This window comes from Tsukamurella spumae, assembly GCF_012396015.1.
In the GTDB taxonomy this organism is placed as follows: domain Bacteria; phylum Actinomycetota; class Actinomycetes; order Mycobacteriales; family Mycobacteriaceae; genus Tsukamurella; species Tsukamurella spumae.
The window spans coordinates 1-15384 of record NZ_JAAXOQ010000015.1 but is presented as its reverse complement, the minus strand read 5'-3'; the positions used below and the strand labels follow the sequence as shown (position 1 = coordinate 15384).

The 15384-nt window shown below is 71.4% G+C and carries 15 protein-coding genes and 1 pseudogene; 13 read left to right on the top strand and 3 right to left on the bottom strand.

Annotated features, from left to right (window positions below; all coding sequences use genetic code 11):
- Positions 1-9: 9 nt before the first annotated feature.
- The 3 genes from HF999_RS12325 to HF999_RS12315 are packed head-to-tail and all read left to right on the top strand — an operon-like array spanning position 10 to position 2027.
- Positions 10-261 (top strand): type II toxin-antitoxin system Phd/YefM family antitoxin, encoded by a 252-nt coding sequence (locus HF999_RS12325; protein WP_168546164.1) that lies wholly within the window; start codon positions 10-12, stop codon positions 259-261.
- Entirely contained in the window at positions 258-650 is a 393-nt protein-coding gene (locus HF999_RS12320; RefSeq protein ID WP_312854122.1) for a PIN domain-containing protein, read from the top strand. Before HF999_RS12325 ends, HF999_RS12320 begins: the two co-directional genes overlap by 4 nt.
- 45 nt (positions 651-695) lie before the next feature.
- Complete coding sequence (locus tag HF999_RS12315) at positions 696-2027, top strand: DNA polymerase IV (RefSeq protein WP_210733758.1); 1332 nt, start codon at positions 696-698, stop codon at positions 2025-2027.
- 21 nt (positions 2028-2048) lie between these two features.
- Here HF999_RS12315 and HF999_RS12310 read toward each other — a convergent pair whose 3' ends face one another.
- Positions 2049-3665: an HNH endonuclease signature motif containing protein gene (locus HF999_RS12310; RefSeq protein WP_168546162.1), complete on the bottom strand. Its 1617-nt coding sequence runs from the start codon at positions 3663-3665 to the stop codon at positions 2049-2051.
- Positions 3666-3904: 239 nt separating this feature from the next.
- Between HF999_RS12310 and HF999_RS12305 the strand changes: the two genes are divergently transcribed.
- The 6 genes from HF999_RS12305 (at position 3905) to HF999_RS12280 (ending at position 10886) form a co-directional block, all read left to right on the top strand.
- Positions 3905-5002: an ABC transporter substrate-binding protein gene (locus tag HF999_RS12305; protein ID WP_246207719.1), complete on the top strand. Its 1098-nt coding sequence runs from the start codon at positions 3905-3907 to the stop codon at positions 5000-5002.
- 17 nt (positions 5003-5019) lie between these two features.
- A complete protein-coding gene (locus tag HF999_RS12300) occupies positions 5020-6543 on the top strand; it encodes a sugar ABC transporter ATP-binding protein (protein ID WP_168546161.1) in 1524 nt (507 codons plus the stop codon).
- The gene (locus HF999_RS12295; RefSeq protein WP_168546160.1) at positions 6540-7502 is read left to right on the top strand and encodes an ABC transporter permease; all 963 of its coding nucleotides are present in this window, start codon (positions 6540-6542) and stop codon (positions 7500-7502) included. Before HF999_RS12300 ends, HF999_RS12295 begins: the two co-directional genes overlap by 4 nt.
- Entirely contained in the window at positions 7499-8485 is a 987-nt protein-coding gene (locus HF999_RS12290) for an ABC transporter permease (RefSeq protein ID WP_168546159.1), read from the top strand. Before HF999_RS12295 ends, HF999_RS12290 begins: the two co-directional genes overlap by 4 nt.
- 68 nt (positions 8486-8553) lie before the next feature.
- Positions 8554-9714: a CaiB/BaiF CoA transferase family protein gene (locus tag HF999_RS12285; RefSeq protein WP_168546158.1), complete on the top strand. Its 1161-nt coding sequence runs from the start codon at positions 8554-8556 to the stop codon at positions 9712-9714.
- The gene (locus HF999_RS12280; protein ID WP_168546157.1) at positions 9714-10886 is read left to right on the top strand and encodes an acyl-CoA dehydrogenase family protein; all 1173 of its coding nucleotides are present in this window, start codon (positions 9714-9716) and stop codon (positions 10884-10886) included. The genes HF999_RS12285 and HF999_RS12280 overlap by 1 nt, the downstream gene beginning before the upstream one ends.
- Positions 10887-10916: 30 nt before the next feature.
- On the opposite strand, the gene HF999_RS12275 is transcribed toward HF999_RS12280, so the two are convergent.
- A complete protein-coding gene (locus tag HF999_RS12275; protein ID WP_168546156.1) occupies positions 10917-11861 on the bottom strand; it encodes an asparaginase in 945 nt (314 codons plus the stop codon).
- 103 nt (positions 11862-11964) lie between these two features.
- On the opposite strand from HF999_RS12275, the gene HF999_RS12270 reads away from it, so the two are divergent.
- A complete protein-coding gene (locus HF999_RS12270; RefSeq protein WP_168546155.1) occupies positions 11965-12462 on the top strand; it encodes a WKL family lipoprotein in 498 nt (165 codons plus the stop codon).
- Positions 12463-12465: 3 nt separating this feature from the next.
- Here HF999_RS12270 and HF999_RS12265 read toward each other — a convergent pair whose 3' ends face one another.
- Positions 12466-13479, bottom strand: a complete 1014-nt coding sequence (locus HF999_RS12265) for a hypothetical protein (RefSeq protein ID WP_168546154.1) — start codon at positions 13477-13479, stop codon at positions 12466-12468.
- Between HF999_RS12265 and lspA the strand changes: the two genes are divergently transcribed.
- From lspA to HF999_RS12250, 3 genes and pseudogenes are all read left to right on the top strand, one after another.
- Complete coding sequence (gene lspA / locus HF999_RS12260; RefSeq protein ID WP_210733755.1) at positions 13478-14056, top strand: signal peptidase II; 579 nt, start codon at positions 13478-13480, stop codon at positions 14054-14056. The two genes, HF999_RS12265 and lspA, sit on opposite strands and share 2 nt — an antisense overlap.
- Positions 14049-14975: an RluA family pseudouridine synthase gene (locus HF999_RS12255; protein WP_168546152.1), complete on the top strand. Its 927-nt coding sequence runs from the start codon at positions 14049-14051 to the stop codon at positions 14973-14975. Before lspA ends, HF999_RS12255 begins: the two co-directional genes overlap by 8 nt.
- Positions 14972-15384 (top strand): annotated as a pseudogene (locus tag HF999_RS12250) (hypothetical protein); the annotation flags it as partial. The gene HF999_RS12255 and the pseudogene HF999_RS12250, both read left to right, overlap by 4 nt.

The window sequence follows — 15384 nt, the reverse complement described above, 5'->3', positions numbered from 1 at the left end:
AGTGGGCGTATGGGCAGGGTGATCGCGCAACGCGAGCTCCGCAACGACAACGCTGCGGTGATGAAGTCCGTCGAGGCGGGGGAGACCTTCGTGGTCACCCGTAACGGAACTCCGGTCGCCGAGCTGCGCCCCGTCGGCGCGGGGCGGCGGATGTTCGTGCGCCGGGCGGATCTGCGGAACGCACTCGGCGCGGGCGTCCGCATCGACGCCGAGGCCTTCCGCGCCGACGTGGATTCCCTGGCCGAGCAGGAGCCGTGGTGAGCGCACCCGGTCTGCTCGACACGTCCGTGTTGATCGCGATGCCGGAGGTGATCGACGCGGTACCGGAGATCACCGCGATCGCGGCGATCACGGCGGCCGAGCTCGCCGCCGCACCGCACCTGACCGCGGATCCGATGGAGGCGGCGCGCCGGCAGCTCCGGCTGCAGGAGGTGACCGCCGTGTTCGAGCCGATTCCGTTCGACGCCATCGCGGCCGCGAGCTACGGCCTGGTCGCCGCGGCGGTGTTCCGCCGCGGGAGAGCACCCCGTCGCCGCCTCGCCGACCTGCTCATCGCCGCGACCGCCCACGCGCACGGGCTGGACGTCTACACGCGCAACCCGGACGACTTCGCGGGACTCGAGGATCTCCTGCGCGTCGTCACGGTGTAGTCGGTGTCCGACGATCGCAGCCGCCGCTGGGTGCTGCACTTCGACATGGACGCCTTCTTCGCGTCCTGCGAGCAGCTGACCCGGCCCACCCTGCGCGGGCGCCCGGTCCTGGTGGGCGGGCTCGGCGGCCGCGGCGTGGTCGCCGGCTGCTCGTACGAGGCGCGGGTCTTCGGCGCACGCTCGGCGATGCCGATGCACCAGGCGCGTCGGCTCGTCGGCGCGTCCGCCGTGGTGCTGCCGCCGCGCGGGGCGCTGTACGGGACGGTCAGCCGGCGCGTCTTCGGGGCGGTGCGCGAGCTCATCCCCGTCGTCGAGACCTTGTCCTTCGACGAGGCCTTCGGCGAGCCGGTCGAGCTCGCCGGGGCGTCGACGGACGAGGTGGTGGCCTTCGCCGAGCGGCTGCGGTCCCGGATCCGGGAGGCGACGGGCCTCGTCGCGTCGGTCGGCGCGGGGGCGGGCAAGCAGGCCGCGAAGATCGCGTCCGGGCTCGCGAAGCCCGACGGGGTGTCCATCATCCCGCCCGCCGCGCAGGAGTCGATGCTGTACCCGCTGCCCGTCCGCAAGCTCTGGGGGATCGGCCCGGTCGCGGGGGAGCGGCTGTCCCGCTTGGGGGTCGACACGATCGGTCAATTCGCGTCGATGAGCGAGGTCGAGGTGGTCTCGGTGCTCGGCGTCACGCTGGGGCCCGCGCTGCACCGGCTCGCGCGGGGCGAGGACGACCGGCCGGTGGCGGTCAACGGCGAGGCGAAGTCCATCAGCGCCGAGCACACCCTTGAGACCGACGTGACCACCATGAACGCCCTGCGCCGGGAGATCGATCGCAGCGCCGAGCACGCGCTGCGCCGGCTGCGGCGGGACGGGCGAGGGGCGCGCACCGTCGTGCTCAAGTTGAAGCGGTCGGACATGTCCCTGCTCACTCGGTCCGCGACCCTCCCGTCCGCCACCACCGATGGTGCGGTGCTCACGGCGACCGCGCAGCGCCTCGCCCTCGACCCCATGGAGATCGGCGGCCTGCGCCTCGTGGGCGTGGGTTTCACGGGGCTGAGCAGTATCGAGCAGTTCACGTTGTTCGGGGACGAGGCTCCCGATGCGCCGCCGGAGGCGGAGACCGCCGATTCCGGACCTGCGATCGACGACGCGCCCGCCCTGATCGGCTGGCGCCCCGGCATGGACGTCCGGCACCCCGAGTTCGGGCACGGCTGGGTGCAGGGCACCGGGCACGGCGTGCTCAGCGTGCGGTTCGAGACCCGTACCTCCGGGCCGGGGCGCATGCGCAGTTTCAAGGTCGACGATGCCGATCTCCGCGAGGCCGACCCCCTCGACTCCCTCGACTGGCCCGCGGAGCACCTGCGCACCGACGACGACGAGGAGGGCTGAGCTTCCTCGATAGCGGCGCCGTCAGGCTGCGGGGCGCAGGTCGGCGGGCATGTCCCGGTTCCACGGCTCGTCCGCGTCGTGTTCCGAGAGAAGTGATTCGAGGATGTGTGGGCCGTGGGGACCGTCGAGGATGTCGGCGATGTCGTGGTCGATGGCGCCGACGAACCGCTGGTACTGCACGCGGAGCTCCTCGCTGCGCCAGAGGTTGATCAGCCCGTCCCGGCGGCGCAGCCAGCGCTGCAGGGCCCGGCGGTACAGCTCGTCCGCGTGGTGCTTGTGATTGACCCGGTATTCGTGGGACGGGTCCGCCGTGCGGCGCCATCCGGTACGGCCGGCGTAGTCGCCCTCGCGGACGGTGATCGTGTCCCAGCCGCGGGGGAACTCGCCGGTCCCGGGGACCACCTTGCCGTGGTGGGCGTCGCAGGCGAGTGTCAGGCACGTGATGTCGGTGGGGCCGCCGTCGGCCCATTCGGTGATGTGATGCACCTGGCAGCGGGTGGCGGGTGCATCGCAACCCGGTGCGGTGCACCCCTTCTCCGATCCGTAGAGCGCGATCCGCTGATCGGCGGAGGCGAGACGCTTCTCCCGGCCGAGGAACAGCGGGCGCGATTGCAGGTCCAGGACGAGCACGTACCGCGGGTTCGCGCCCATCATGCGCAGCGCGTCCTCGACGGGCATGCGCCCGCCGGTGGCCGTGGTGGCGATCCCGGTCTCGGACTCGACCTGGTCGATCGTGAGGGTGATGATCGGCACGCACGCGACACCCCGGTGTTGTCCGAGCGCACCGGAGTTGATCGCGATCGTCAGCGCGGTGACGAGTGCGTCGTGGTTGCGTTGGGCCGTGGTGCGGGTGTCGCGCCTCGCCGCGGCTCGCACGGCCTCCTGATCGGCGGGATCGACCGGCGCGTCGGCGTCCTCGGGGTTGTTCACGCCGGGCCGCGCGAGCTTCTCAAGAATCGTGTCCAGGAGCGCGCGGCACTCGGGGGAGAGGTCGCCGTCGAGCGGCGTCATCAGATCGTCGTCCTGCTTGCCCACGGTGAGCCCGCGGGCCCGGGAGACGACCTCGCTGTTCGGCTCCGCACCGTCGGGATCGAGGTGGGCGAGCGCGCGTTTGCCGATCACATGCAGATCCTCGGGCGGAACGTCTGCAGCGGCGGTAACCAGGACGTCCTCGAGGATGGCGGCCTCGTCGGGCTTGATGGTCCTGCGGCAGCTCTGGAAGATGCGCTCGATGACGCAGGCGTGCCGGTCCGAGATCGTGCCCTCTTGTTGTGCCTCGGCCACCAGGGCGAAGCGCGGCTCGGGCGGTTCCCCGTGTACGTGCCGGGGCGCGCGATCGCGGGCGCCGTGGATCCGGTCCCGCGCCTCCGATCCGCCGAGACGCAGCCGCTGGACGAGCAGTTCGCGCATGCCGGTGTAGCCGAGTTGCGCGGGCAGTCCCTGCTCATCGGCGACCCGCGTGAGCGTGTGCTGGAGGTACGGCACCTGCCGGGCCGCGGTCTCGAGCCTGCCGAGCGAGTCCAGCACTGCAGCGGAATCGAGTAGCACCGGATCCGCGGACGCGAGGATCCCGACGGCTTGTTCGAAGGATTCGAGGGCGGCGGTGTACTCCGCTGCCGTGCAGGTGGTGATACCCATCGGCCCCTCCCTCCGTCTCCCCTCATCCTACGCGAATGTTCTAGTGATATCACCTGTATCGACTGATTGTGCGATATCGCCCGCGCCGGGGCGGCCCGACGCGACCGCGCGCCCGGCGGTTCACATTTTCGAACAGCACTGATTTCGCAAACTGTGCAATCGCGTGCGTAGATGTGAGTTACTGTTCGTTTCAGCGTGCGGCCGAGGTGGTCGCGAGCTCGTCCAGGAGGTTCATCATCATGCGCGTTCACCAGGCGATTCGACGGTCCGGAGCCGTCCCCGCGCGGCCCGTTCTCATCCTGTCCGCGACCGTCATGTCGGTGGGGGTCGCGCTCGCCGGCTGCACGAACACCGGGTCCACGGATACGGCGTCGTCGGCGAGCGAGAACACCCAGCGCGCCCGCGCATCGGACGGACCCACCTGCGATCTCGCGGCGTACGGCGGCCAGAAGATCGCGCTCAAGGATGCGGTCGTCGGGTTCTCCCAGTCGGAGAAGGAGGACAACCCCTTCCGTATCGCCGAGACGCGGTCGATCACCGAGGAGGCGAAGAAGGTCGGAGTCAAGCGGTTCATCGCGACCAACGCCCAGAGCCAGCTCTCCAAGCAGATCAGCGACATCCAGGACCTGATCAGCCAGGGCGCCAACGTGCTCGTCGTGGCGCCCCTCAACAGCGATGGCCTGGAGCCCGCGCTCCGCCAGGCGCGGGAGAAGAACATCCCGGTCCTCACCGTCGACCGCAAGCTCAATGCCGCGGCGTGCAAGGACTACGTCTCCTTCCTCGGCTCCGACTTCGTCGAACAGGGCAAGCGCGCCGCGCAGCAGCTGATCAAGGGCACGGGTGGCACCGGCAAGGTCGCGATCCTGCTCGGCACCTCGGGCAACACGGTCACCACCGACCGCACCAAGGGCTTCGTCGATGAGATCAAGGCATCGGCGCCCGGCATCCAGATCGTGGCGCAGCAGACCGGCGAGTTCGCCCGGGGCAAGGGGCAGACGGTGGCCGAGCAGTTGCTGCAGCAGTATCCGGACCTCAAGGCCTTCTACGCCGAGAACGACGAGATGGGCCTCGGCGCGCAGGCCGCGATCGTGGCGTCGGGGAAGCAGCCCGGCAAGGACATCCAGCTCTACTCAGTCGACGGCACCCGCAACGCCGTCAGCCAGGTGGCGCAGAACCGCTACAACGGTGTGGTCGAATCGAATCCGCGGTTCGGGCCGCTCGCCTTCTCGACGCTGTCGAGCTTCCTCGACGGTAAGCCGGTCGCCCAGACCGTCGTCATCGAGGACGGCGAGTACGACCAGTCGAACGCGCAGAGCAGGCTCGGCGAATCCTACTGACCGGAGATCGGATTCGCATGGACCCTTCCTTCATCCTCGAGGCCCGCGGCGTGACCAAGCGTTTCGCGGGTGTCACGGCCCTCGACGCGGTGGACTTCCGCCTGCCGGCCGGCGCGGCGATGGCGCTCATGGGCGAGAACGGTGCGGGAAAGTCGACGCTGATCAAGGTGCTCACCGGCGTCCACGGTGTGGACGCCGGCGAGATCCTGGTCGGCGGTGAGCCGGTCACCTTCGCCCGCCCGCTCGATGCGCAGCGCTCGGGGGTCAGCACCATCTACCAGGAGGTGAACCTGATCCCCAAGATGTCGGTGGCGCAGAACCTGTTCCTGGGCCGGGAACCGCGCCGGGGCGGGCTGATCGACCGGCGGCGGATGCACGGCGCCGCCGCCGACCTGCTCGCGGGCTACGACATCGACGTGGACGTGACGCGGCCGCTCGAGTCCTACGCGATGGGCGTGCAGCAGATGGTCGCGCTCGCGCGGGCGGTGAGCATCGACGCCCGCGTGGTGATCATGGACGAACCGACCAGCTCGCTCGAGGCGCGCGAGGTGGAGACCCTGTTCGGCGTCGTTCGCCGGCTGCGGGAGCAGGGCATCGCGATCGTCTACGTCAGCCACCGGATGGATGAGATCTACCGGGTGTGCGAGTCCGTCACCGTGCTCCGCGACGGAAAGGTGGTCCATGTGGGAGATCTCGCCGATCTGGAGCGTGCCGAGCTGGTCTCGCTCATGCTCGGGCGGTCGGTCGAGAAGGTCGAGCGCGCCGGCCGGACCGCCTTCGCCGGGGAGCACGAGGCGCAGGACGAGGTGGTGCTGGCCGCACGGGGGCTGACCCGCCGGCACCGGCTCTCCGGGGTCGACGTCGACCTTCGTCGCGGCGAGGTCCTCGGTCTCGCCGGCCTCCTCGGGGCGGGGAGGTCCGAGACTCTGCAGGCGCTCTCGGGTGCGCTCCCGCTCGACGGCGGCACCGTCGAGCTCGAGGGCCGTCCGATCGCCACGGGATCCGTCCCGGGGGCCATCCGTGCCGGCATCGTCATGGTGCCGGAGGACCGCAAGGTGGAGGGCATCATTCCGCAGCTCTCCGTCCGCGACAACATCGTCCTCGCCGCGCTGCCCCGGCTCTCCCGCTTCGGCTTCACCTCCCGCAAACGACAGGACGCGGTCGTGAGCACCTTCGTCGAGCGGCTGCGGATCAAGGCGTCGAGTCCCGATCAACCCGTCTCCGAGCTCTCCGGCGGCAACCAGCAGAAGGTGATGATCGCTCGGTGGCTCGCGATGAGCCCCACCGTACTGCTGCTCGACGAGCCCACCCGGGGCATCGACGTCGGAGCCAAGGCGGAGGTCCAGGCGCTCGTCGACGAGCTCGCGGGGAACGGCCTGTCGATCGTGCTGGTGTCCTCCGAGCTCGAGGAACTCGTCGAGGGTGCCGACCGGGTCGTCGTCCTCGCGGACGGCCGGCGCGTCACCGAGCTCGACGGTGCCGAGGTCACCACGGAATCCGTGCTGGCGGCGCTGGCGATCGATCTGGAGGCGGACGCATGACGGCAGCGGTCGCGATCTCCCGGCGGCGCGGGGCGGAGAAGGTCATGCCGTGGCTGCAGAGCTACGGCGTGTACCTCGCGATCGTCGTACTGCTCCTGGGCAACCTGATCTTCACGCCGGCCTTCTTCGCGACGGGGAACCTGCGGACCCAGCTGATCCAGGTGGTGCCCGTGCTTCTCGTCGCGCTCGGCATGGCGATCGTGATCGGCACAGGTGGCATCGACCTGTCCGTGGGCGCGGTGATGGCGCTCGCCGCGGCCGTGATCCCTCTCTACATCGGCTACGGACCCGTTGTCGCAGTGGGATTCGCACTCGCCGCCGGCCTCCTCGTCGGCGCGGCGAACGGCGCCATGGTCGCGCTCGTCGGCGTCCAGGCGATCGTCGCGACGCTCTCGCTCATGGTCGCCGGGCGCGGCATCGCCCTGCTCGTGTCCGGGGAGAAGCTCACGTCCATCGAGGATCCGGGCCTGTTGCGGCTGGGGCAGGGCTCGATCGCCGGGATCCCCGTGCCGGTCCTGATCGCGGCCGTCCTGGCGGTGGGGGTGTTCGTCCTGGTCAACACGACGACCTTCGGCAAGCAACTCGCTGCGGTCGGCGGCAACCGTACCGCCGCGCGCCTGGCGGGTCTCCCGGTCCGACGGGTGTTGTTCACCGTCTACGTGGTGTCGGCGGTCCTGGCGGCCGTGGCGGGAGTGATCAGCACCGCGCGGCTCGGGGCGTCCGTTCCCTCGACGCTCGGCAATCTCATCGAGCTCTCCGCGATCACCGCGGTGGTCATCGGCGGTACGCCGCTGACCGGCGGCCGGGTGCGGGTGCTCGGCACGATCGCCGGAGCGCTGCTGCTGCAACTGATCACGGCCACTCTGGTCATGCACGACGTCCCGGACGCCTACGCCCAACTCACCCAGGCGGCGATCATCCTGATCGCGGTGTTCCTGCAGCGGGGGAGGGCCCGATGAGCGCACCGGCATCCGTCCGGCCCGGCGGCGGCGGCGCCGCGCGACTGGCCTCCGCGGTGCAGAGCTACGGCGCTGCCATCGTCCTGCTCGTCGTGGTCGTGGTGGGCACGTTCGCGTTCGCGTCCTTCGCCTCGGTCGGCAACTTCCAGAACATCGCGATCCAGTCGTCCTTCCTCCTCATCATCGCGGTGGGCATGACCTTCGTGATCATGACCGGCGGCATCGACCTGTCCGTCGGATCCGTCTTCGCGCTCGGCGGCGTCCTGGCCGCCTACGGCTCTCGCTGGGGCGTCGCCGGGGCGCTGCTGCTGCCGGTGATCGTGTGCGCCGGAATAGGGCTGTTCCAGGGCTTTCTCATCGCCTACGGGCGGATGCCGGCGTTCATCGTCACGCTCGCCGGCCTCCTCGGCGCCCGCGGCATCGTCCTCGCCATCACCGACGGTGGCGGGAAGACGCCCATCATCACCGATCGGCTGACGATCGCCCTCGGCCAGGAGACCGTGCTCGGCTTCCGGCTCGCGACCGCGGTGGCGGTCCTGATCCTCGTCCTGGGGGCGATCGCGGTCACCCGGACGGGCGCGGGCCAGTCGGTGCTGGCCGTCGGCGGGTCGGAGAGCGCCGCCGCGCTGATGGGCGTGCCGGTCGCTCGCGTGCAGGCCGGCGTGTACCTGCTCAGCGGAACCTGCGCCGGGCTCGCGGGCGCGCTGAGCGCGTGGTACTCGTCGTCGGGCGTGCCCACCGTGGGCGTGGGCATGGAGCTGACGGTGATCTCGGCGGTCGTCATCGGCGGCACCCTCCTCGCCGGCGGCGCCGGCAACATGATCGGGACCCTGGCGGGCGTGCTGCTGCTCGGCGTGATCCAGAACCTGATCAACCAGATCGGCTCGCTCACCACGTCCGTGCAGTTGGTCGTGTCGGGTGGGTTCCTCGCCGTGGTGGTCGTGTTGCAGACGATCCTCGCTCGACGGTCCGCCGCCCGCTGACGTCCGGCCGCTGACGTCCGGCCCCGAGCCGGACACCGCGGGGGATATCGTGCAGGCATGGGGACTCGATGACAGCGGCACCGATACTCGACGGCATCGTGGTAGCGGACTTCAGCCGTGTGCTCGCGGGGCCGCTGGCCACGGTGATGCTGGCCGATCTCGGCGCGGACGTGATCAAGGTCGAGCGACCGGGCGCGGGGGACGACACGCGCCGGTGGGGCCCGCCGTGGACCGCGTCGACGAGCGCGTACTTCGAGTCGGCGAACCGCTCGAAGCGCAGCGTCGAGTTCGATCTGGACGATCCGGACGACCGCGCCGCCGCCCGGGAACTGGTCCGCCGCGCCGATGTCCTCGTCGAGAACTTCCGCACCGGGGCCCTCGGCGCCAAGGGATTCGGCTACGACGAGCTCGCGGCGCTCAACCCTCGCCTCGTCTACTGCTCGGTGACCGGTTTCGGGTCCGACGGTGGCGCGGCGCTGCCGGGCTACGACTTCCTGGTGCAGGCCGTGGGCGGCCTGATGAGCATCACCGGCGCCCCCGACGGCGACCCGATGAAGGTCGGCGTCGCCCTGGTCGACGTGCTCACCGCGAAGGACGCCGTGGCGGGCATCCTCGCCGCCCTGTACGAGCGTGAGCGGTCGGGGCTCGGGCAACACGTCGAGGTCAATCTCCTGTCCTCCCTGCTCGGTTCGCTCGCGAACCAGGGCGCGAACTTCCTCGCGACGGGAGAGTCGCCGACGCGGCTGGGCAACACGCACCCGTCGATCACGCCCTACGAGACACTGCGCTGCCGCGACGGACTGCTCGCCGTGGCGTGCGGGAACGACGGCCAGTTCGGTCGGCTCGCGGCCGCCGTCGGAGCCGCCGGACTGGCCCGGGACCCCCGGTTCGCGACCAACCCGGAGCGCGTGCGGTACCGCGCGGACCTGGTCCGCGCCCTGGAGGAGCGCCTGGCGGCCGAGGACGCGCAGGAGTGGGTCCGGCGGCTGACCGCCGCGGGGGTGCCCGCCGGCACCGTCGGCGACATCGCGTCCGGTTTCGCGCTCGCCGAAGGGCTCGGACTCGCCCCGCGGATCCCGATGGGCGACGGTGCGATAGACCAGGTGCGCAACCCGATCGGCTTCTCGCGCACGCCCGTGACCGACTACCGCCGGCCGCCGACGCTCGGCGAGCACAACGTCGCCGTCCGCGCACGACTGCAGAACCCCGACGAGAGCAGGAACCACTGATGAGCACGCCCGCACCCCTCGACCTGGCCGGCATCGACGACCTCCTGTCCGACGACGAGAGGGCCGTGCGCGCGTCCGTGCGGCGGGCCTGCACCGAGCGCGTCCTGCCGCACGTGGCCGAGTGGTTCGAGGCGGGCGCGATCGACGACCCGCGGGCCCTGATGCGGGATCTCGGTTCGATGGGCGTGCTCGGCATGCACCTCGAGGGCTACGGCTGCGCGGGCATGTCCGCCACCCACTACGGCCTCGCCTGCCTCGAACTGGAGGCGGTGGACTCCGGGCTGCGCTCCATGGTGTCGGTGCAGGGATCGCTCGCCATGTTCGCCCTCTGGCGCTGGGCGAGCGAGGAGATCAAGCAGGAGTGGCTGCCGCGGATGGCGGCCGGCGAGGCGATCGGCTGTTTCGGACTCACCGAACCCGACCACGGCTCGGACCCCGCGAACATGCGCACCCGGGCCCGCCGCGACGGCGACGACTGGGTGATCACGGGCCGGAAGATGTGGATCACCAACGGTTCCATCGCCGATGTCGCCGTCGTCTGGGCCCAGACCGACGAGGGGATCCGCGGCTTCGTCGTCCCGACGGACACACCGGGCTTCTCCGCGCCCGAGATCAAGCACAAGCTCTCGCTGCGCGCCTCGGTCACCAGCGAGCTCGTCCTCGACGATGTCCGCGTCCCGAACGCCTTCGCCTTCCCGGAGGTCCGCGGCCTGCGCGGGCCGCTCAGCTGCCTGAACGAGGCGCGCTACGGCATCATCTGGGGCGCGCTCGGCGCGGCGCGCTCCTGCCTGGAGGCCGCGTTGACCTACTCGATCGAGCGGGAGCAGTTCGGCCGCCCGCTCGCGGGATTCCAGCTGACGCAGCAGAAGCTGGCGGACATGAATCTCGAGTACACGAAGGGGCTGCTCCTGGCGCTGCACCTGGGCCGGCGCAAGGACGCGGGCACGCTGCACCCGTCGCAGGTCAGCCTCGGCAAGCTGAACAATGTCCGCGAGGCCCTGGAGATCTGCCGCACCGCGCGAACGATCCTGGGCGCCAACGGCATCTCCCTGGAGTTCCCGGTCATCCGGCACATGAACAACCTGGAGTCCGTGCTCACCTACGAGGGCACCGTCGAGATGCACACCCTCGTCATCGGCCAGACGATGACCGGGATCCCGGCCTTCCGCTGATCGCACGGTGGCGGGTGCGGACGGTGCCCGCTACCGCCCCAGGTACGCCTCGATCCACCGCGGCGCCACGCCGCTCGCGAGCAGGGCGAGCAACACGATCCGGGCCTGGCCCGGTCGCAACCGCCGGGAGAGGATCGCGCCGGCCGCCACCAGGTCCGCCGCGCCGCCACCGCCGCCGTACGCCGCGTCGAGGGGGCCGGCGACGATCCTGGTCGACACCACCACGACGACCCCGGCGTCGAGCGCGCGACGCACGGCATCGGCGAGTGCCACCGTCGTGTTGCCGCTGCCCGTGCCCACCAGCACGATCCCCCGGGCGCCCGCGTCGACCGCCGCGTCGACCAGGGCACCATCGGCGCCCGGATAGGAGGCGACGACGTCGACCCGCACGTCCGCGATCGGCGCGCTCCGGGCCAGCAGTCGGTGCGGCGCGGACCCGGCCAGCTCCGCGACGGGCAGGCCGCCGGAGAAGGGCTGGGGCGCCGTCGTCGAGACCTTGGCGAGACCGCGCACCGTCTGCACCTGACCGGCGAAGGACAGCAGCACCCCGAGGCCGCGGTAGGCGGGGTCGGCGGCCACGGCGATCGCGCCCGCGAGGTTCGACGGACCGTCGGCGTCCGGCGAGTCCGCCGGGTGCTGTGCGCCCGTGAAGACCACGGGCCGCGGGTCCGCGTGCGCGAGGTCGACCAGGAGGGAAGTCTCCTCCATGGTGTCGGTGCCGTGGGTCACCACGACCCCGGCCACGTCGGGCGAGGCCAGCGCGTCCGCGACGCCCGCGCGGATGGCGTCGAGCTGTTCCAGCGTCAGCGCCGAGGAGTCGGCGCGGACCACGTCGCGCACCGTCACCGTGACGCCCGCGATCCGCCCCACGGAGGAGAGCAGGTCCGCACCGGAGTCGGCGGCGACCGCGGCGCCGGAGTCGTCGTGGCGGCTGGCGATGGTGCCGCCCGTGGCGAGCACGATCACGTCAGGCATGCCTGCAGCATTGCACGCTCCGCGCAGGGCGCGGCGCCGGACCGCGCATCGTTTGGCATAGTGGAGGCGGCGAAGCAGCGGCCGAACGGAGGTGAACTTCTCGATGCGCGAACGGGTCCTCATGGCCCCCGTCGCGGTACTCGTGGGCCTGGCCTGCGGTGCGTGCGGAGGGCAGAACACCGAATCGCGGTCGAGCGGACCGTCGGTCGCCTCGGTCGAGGTGACCGAGGCACCGTCGAGCACGCCGGACCGCGCACCGTCGACCCAGCAGCTGGAGGAGATGCTCTCCCGCGCGATCGACCCGAAGGTGCCGCTGGATCAGAAGATCCTGCTGGTCCAGGGTGCCGCGCCCGCGGACGCCCCGCTGTTCGACGAGCTGGTCAAGCTCCGGGCCGACAATCCCACCGTCAGCTGGCACATCAGCAAGCCGGTGCTGGAGCAGCCGGGGGTCGCGAAGGCCCAGTTCTCCGTGCTCATGGGTGGCACCAACCAGCTGGCCTACGCCACGCTCGTCTTCGACGACGGCCGGTGGAAGCTGCAGAAGTCCTACGCCTGCCAGATGATCACGCAGGTCGGGCGCGACTCGCCCTCCTGCCACTGACGACTACTTCGGGTCGAAGCGGTACACGCTGCCCGTCTTCTGGACCAGCTTCTTCGCGGGATCGTCGCCGACCAGCGTCCGGCCGCCCTCCAACTGCACGCCGCCCGCGCCGAACGCCCGGGCCGGATCGAGCACCATCGTGCCGTTGCCCTCGGAGGTGTAGCTCTCGACGGTCAGCGTGGTGCCGCTGTCGGGCACGCGGAACACCGAATCGTCGGGGGACTCGTCGACCTTCGCCTTGAGCTCCGGCCGCTCGAGCGTGCCGCCCAGCGTCACGGTCATGGTCTGGGTGAGGTTGCTGTCGGCGCGGATGGTCCTCGTCGCCGTCCAGGTGGCGCCGATCCCCACGGGTTCGGCGGGGAGCGGGACGAGGCGCAGGAAGGTCTGCAGCAGGGCCTGCTCGAAGGCGGACTGCGCGTCGTTGGACACCCCGGGCGGCGCCGCGATGACGAACGATCGCACCTCGCCGTTCGGCGCGAACCGCACCCGTCCGACGGTGCCGGCCTCCACCTCGAGTGCCTTGGTCGTCGCGGGGTCGGTGGAGGTCGGGGCCCCGAAGAAGACATAGGCATCGAGTGGGTCGGCGCACGTGGGCTGCACGACCATCGGCAGCGTCACGTCGCGGTTGCCGCCCGAGGGCTGCTCGCCGGACACCTGCGACACCTGCAGCGAATTGGTGAACAGCGAGTACCGGGCGACGGCCGTGGGACGCACCGTCAGCGCGCTCGGTGCGCCCGTACCGGCCCCGCCGAGCACGACCCTCGCCTGCGGGACGTCGACGGTGACTGCGGTCCCCGGCAGCGTCGGCGGGGTGTTCGTGCACCCGGCGGTCGTGGCCGGCGCGGCGATCGATTGCCGGGCGGCAGCGGCGGACGAGGACGCCGCGCCGCCCCCGGAATCGGTGCCGCCGCACCCCGCCAACGCGGCGCCCAGCGCCACCGTCGAGCTCAACACCACCGGGACCAGCCGCAACCGTCTGCCATGCACACCGCCACCGTAGTGGATGATGGAGGGCATGGATTCTCCCGCAACCGCACGGCCGAGCTGGTATCGGAACCCGCGCATCCTGTTGGCGGTGGTCGCGGTCGCAGTGCTGCTCATCGATCTCGGCGCCAAGACCTGGGTCGTGCGGAACATGAGCCTCGGCGAGAAGATCGAGGTCCTGGGGCCCTTCAGCCTGATCTTCGTCAAGAACCCGGGAGCCGCCTTCTCGATGGCCACCGGCTACACGTGGATCCTGACGATCATCGCCGTGTGCGTGGTGGCGTGGATCGTGCGGATGGGCGGCAAGCTCACCTCGATCCCGTGGGCCATCGGCCTCGGGCTGGTGCTGGGCGGCGCGCTCGGCAACCTCTCCGACCGGATCTTCCGCGCGCCCGGCGTCTTCCGCGGCCACGTCATCGACTTCCTCTCCGTCGGCGACTGGTTCCCGGTGTTCAACACCGCCGATTCGGCGATCAGCTGCGCCGCGGTGCTGCTGATCGCGCTGACCCTGTTCGGCAAGGACCCGTACGAGGGCTTCGGCCAGAAGCGTCCCGAGCGCGACCCCGCCGCCGAGTCGGTCGCGCACAGCGAGGAGACCCGCGATGCGTGAGTCCCGCACCATGCCCGTCCCCGACGGCCTCGATGGGCTCCGGGTGGACGCGGGCGTCGCCCGCCTGCTGGGCCTCTCGCGCACCGTCGTCACCGATCTGGTGGCCGAGGGCTCCGTCACGCTCGACGGAGCCGTCGTCGGCAAGTCCGACAAGCTCCGCGCGGGCGCGCTCCTCGACGTGACCCTGCCCGAGCCCGCGCGGCCGCTGGAGATCGTGGCCGAGCCCGTCCCCGGCATGAACATCATCTACTCGGACGAGGACATCGTCGTCGTCGACAAGCCCGTGGGCGTCGCCGCGCACGCCTCCGTCGGCTGGACCGGTCCGACGGTGATCGGCGGCCTCGCCGCCGCCGGCTTCCGGATCTCCACCTCGGGCGCGCCCGAGCGGCAGGGGATCGTGCACCGCCTCGACGTGGGCACCTCCGGCGTGATGGTGGTGGCCGTGTCCGAGCGCGCGTACACCGTGCTCAAGCGGGCGTTCAAGCAGCGCACCGTCGACAAGCGGTACCACGCGCTGGTGCAGGGCCATCCCGACCCGATGTCCGGCACCATCGACGCCCCGATCGGCCGGCACCGCAGCTCGGACTGGAAGTTCGCGGTCACCAAGGACGGTAAGCCCTCGATCACGCACTACGACACGATCGAGGCCTTCCAGGCCGCGACGCTGCTCGACGTGCACCTCGAGACGGGGCGCACGCACCAGATCCGGGTGCACTTCGCGGCGCTGCACCACCCCTGCTGCGGCGACCAGACCTACGGCTCCGATCCCGTGCTCGCGAAGAAGCTGGGGCTCGACCGGCAGTGGCTGCACGCCCGCACGCTGGGCTTCACGCACCCCACCAAGGGGGAGTACGTGGAGTTCACCTCGCCCTACCCGGACGACCTGCAGCACGCCCTGGACGTCCTGCGCGACGCGTGATCAGGTCCCTGACCGGCTGGGTCGCGCTGGTGGCGGTCGCGCTGGGCCTCGCGTTCTGGCTCGGCTCCGCCACGCCGAACCCGTCCGTGCGGCCCGACGGTGACCGCCTCGGGCCGCAGTCCGGCCAGGCGGTCGCGGAGTACCTGGGGGAGGCCCGGGCGTCGCTGGCCGCGGCCCCCGCGGGCGAGCGCCGCTGGGCGCTGGTCTCGCCGGCCGCCCCGTGGTCCGCCGACGACCTGTGGACCCGGCTCGGATCGCTCGACCGGATCGGCCGGGTCCTCGTGCGCGTCCCGATCCCCGGCGTCGCGACGCCCACGGCGACGGTGTCCCCCGGCCAGAGCGAGGAGGGCGTCGGCGCGGTGCCGGAGCTCGCGGCCCTCGCGATGCCGGGGCTCGCCGCGCCGGGGCC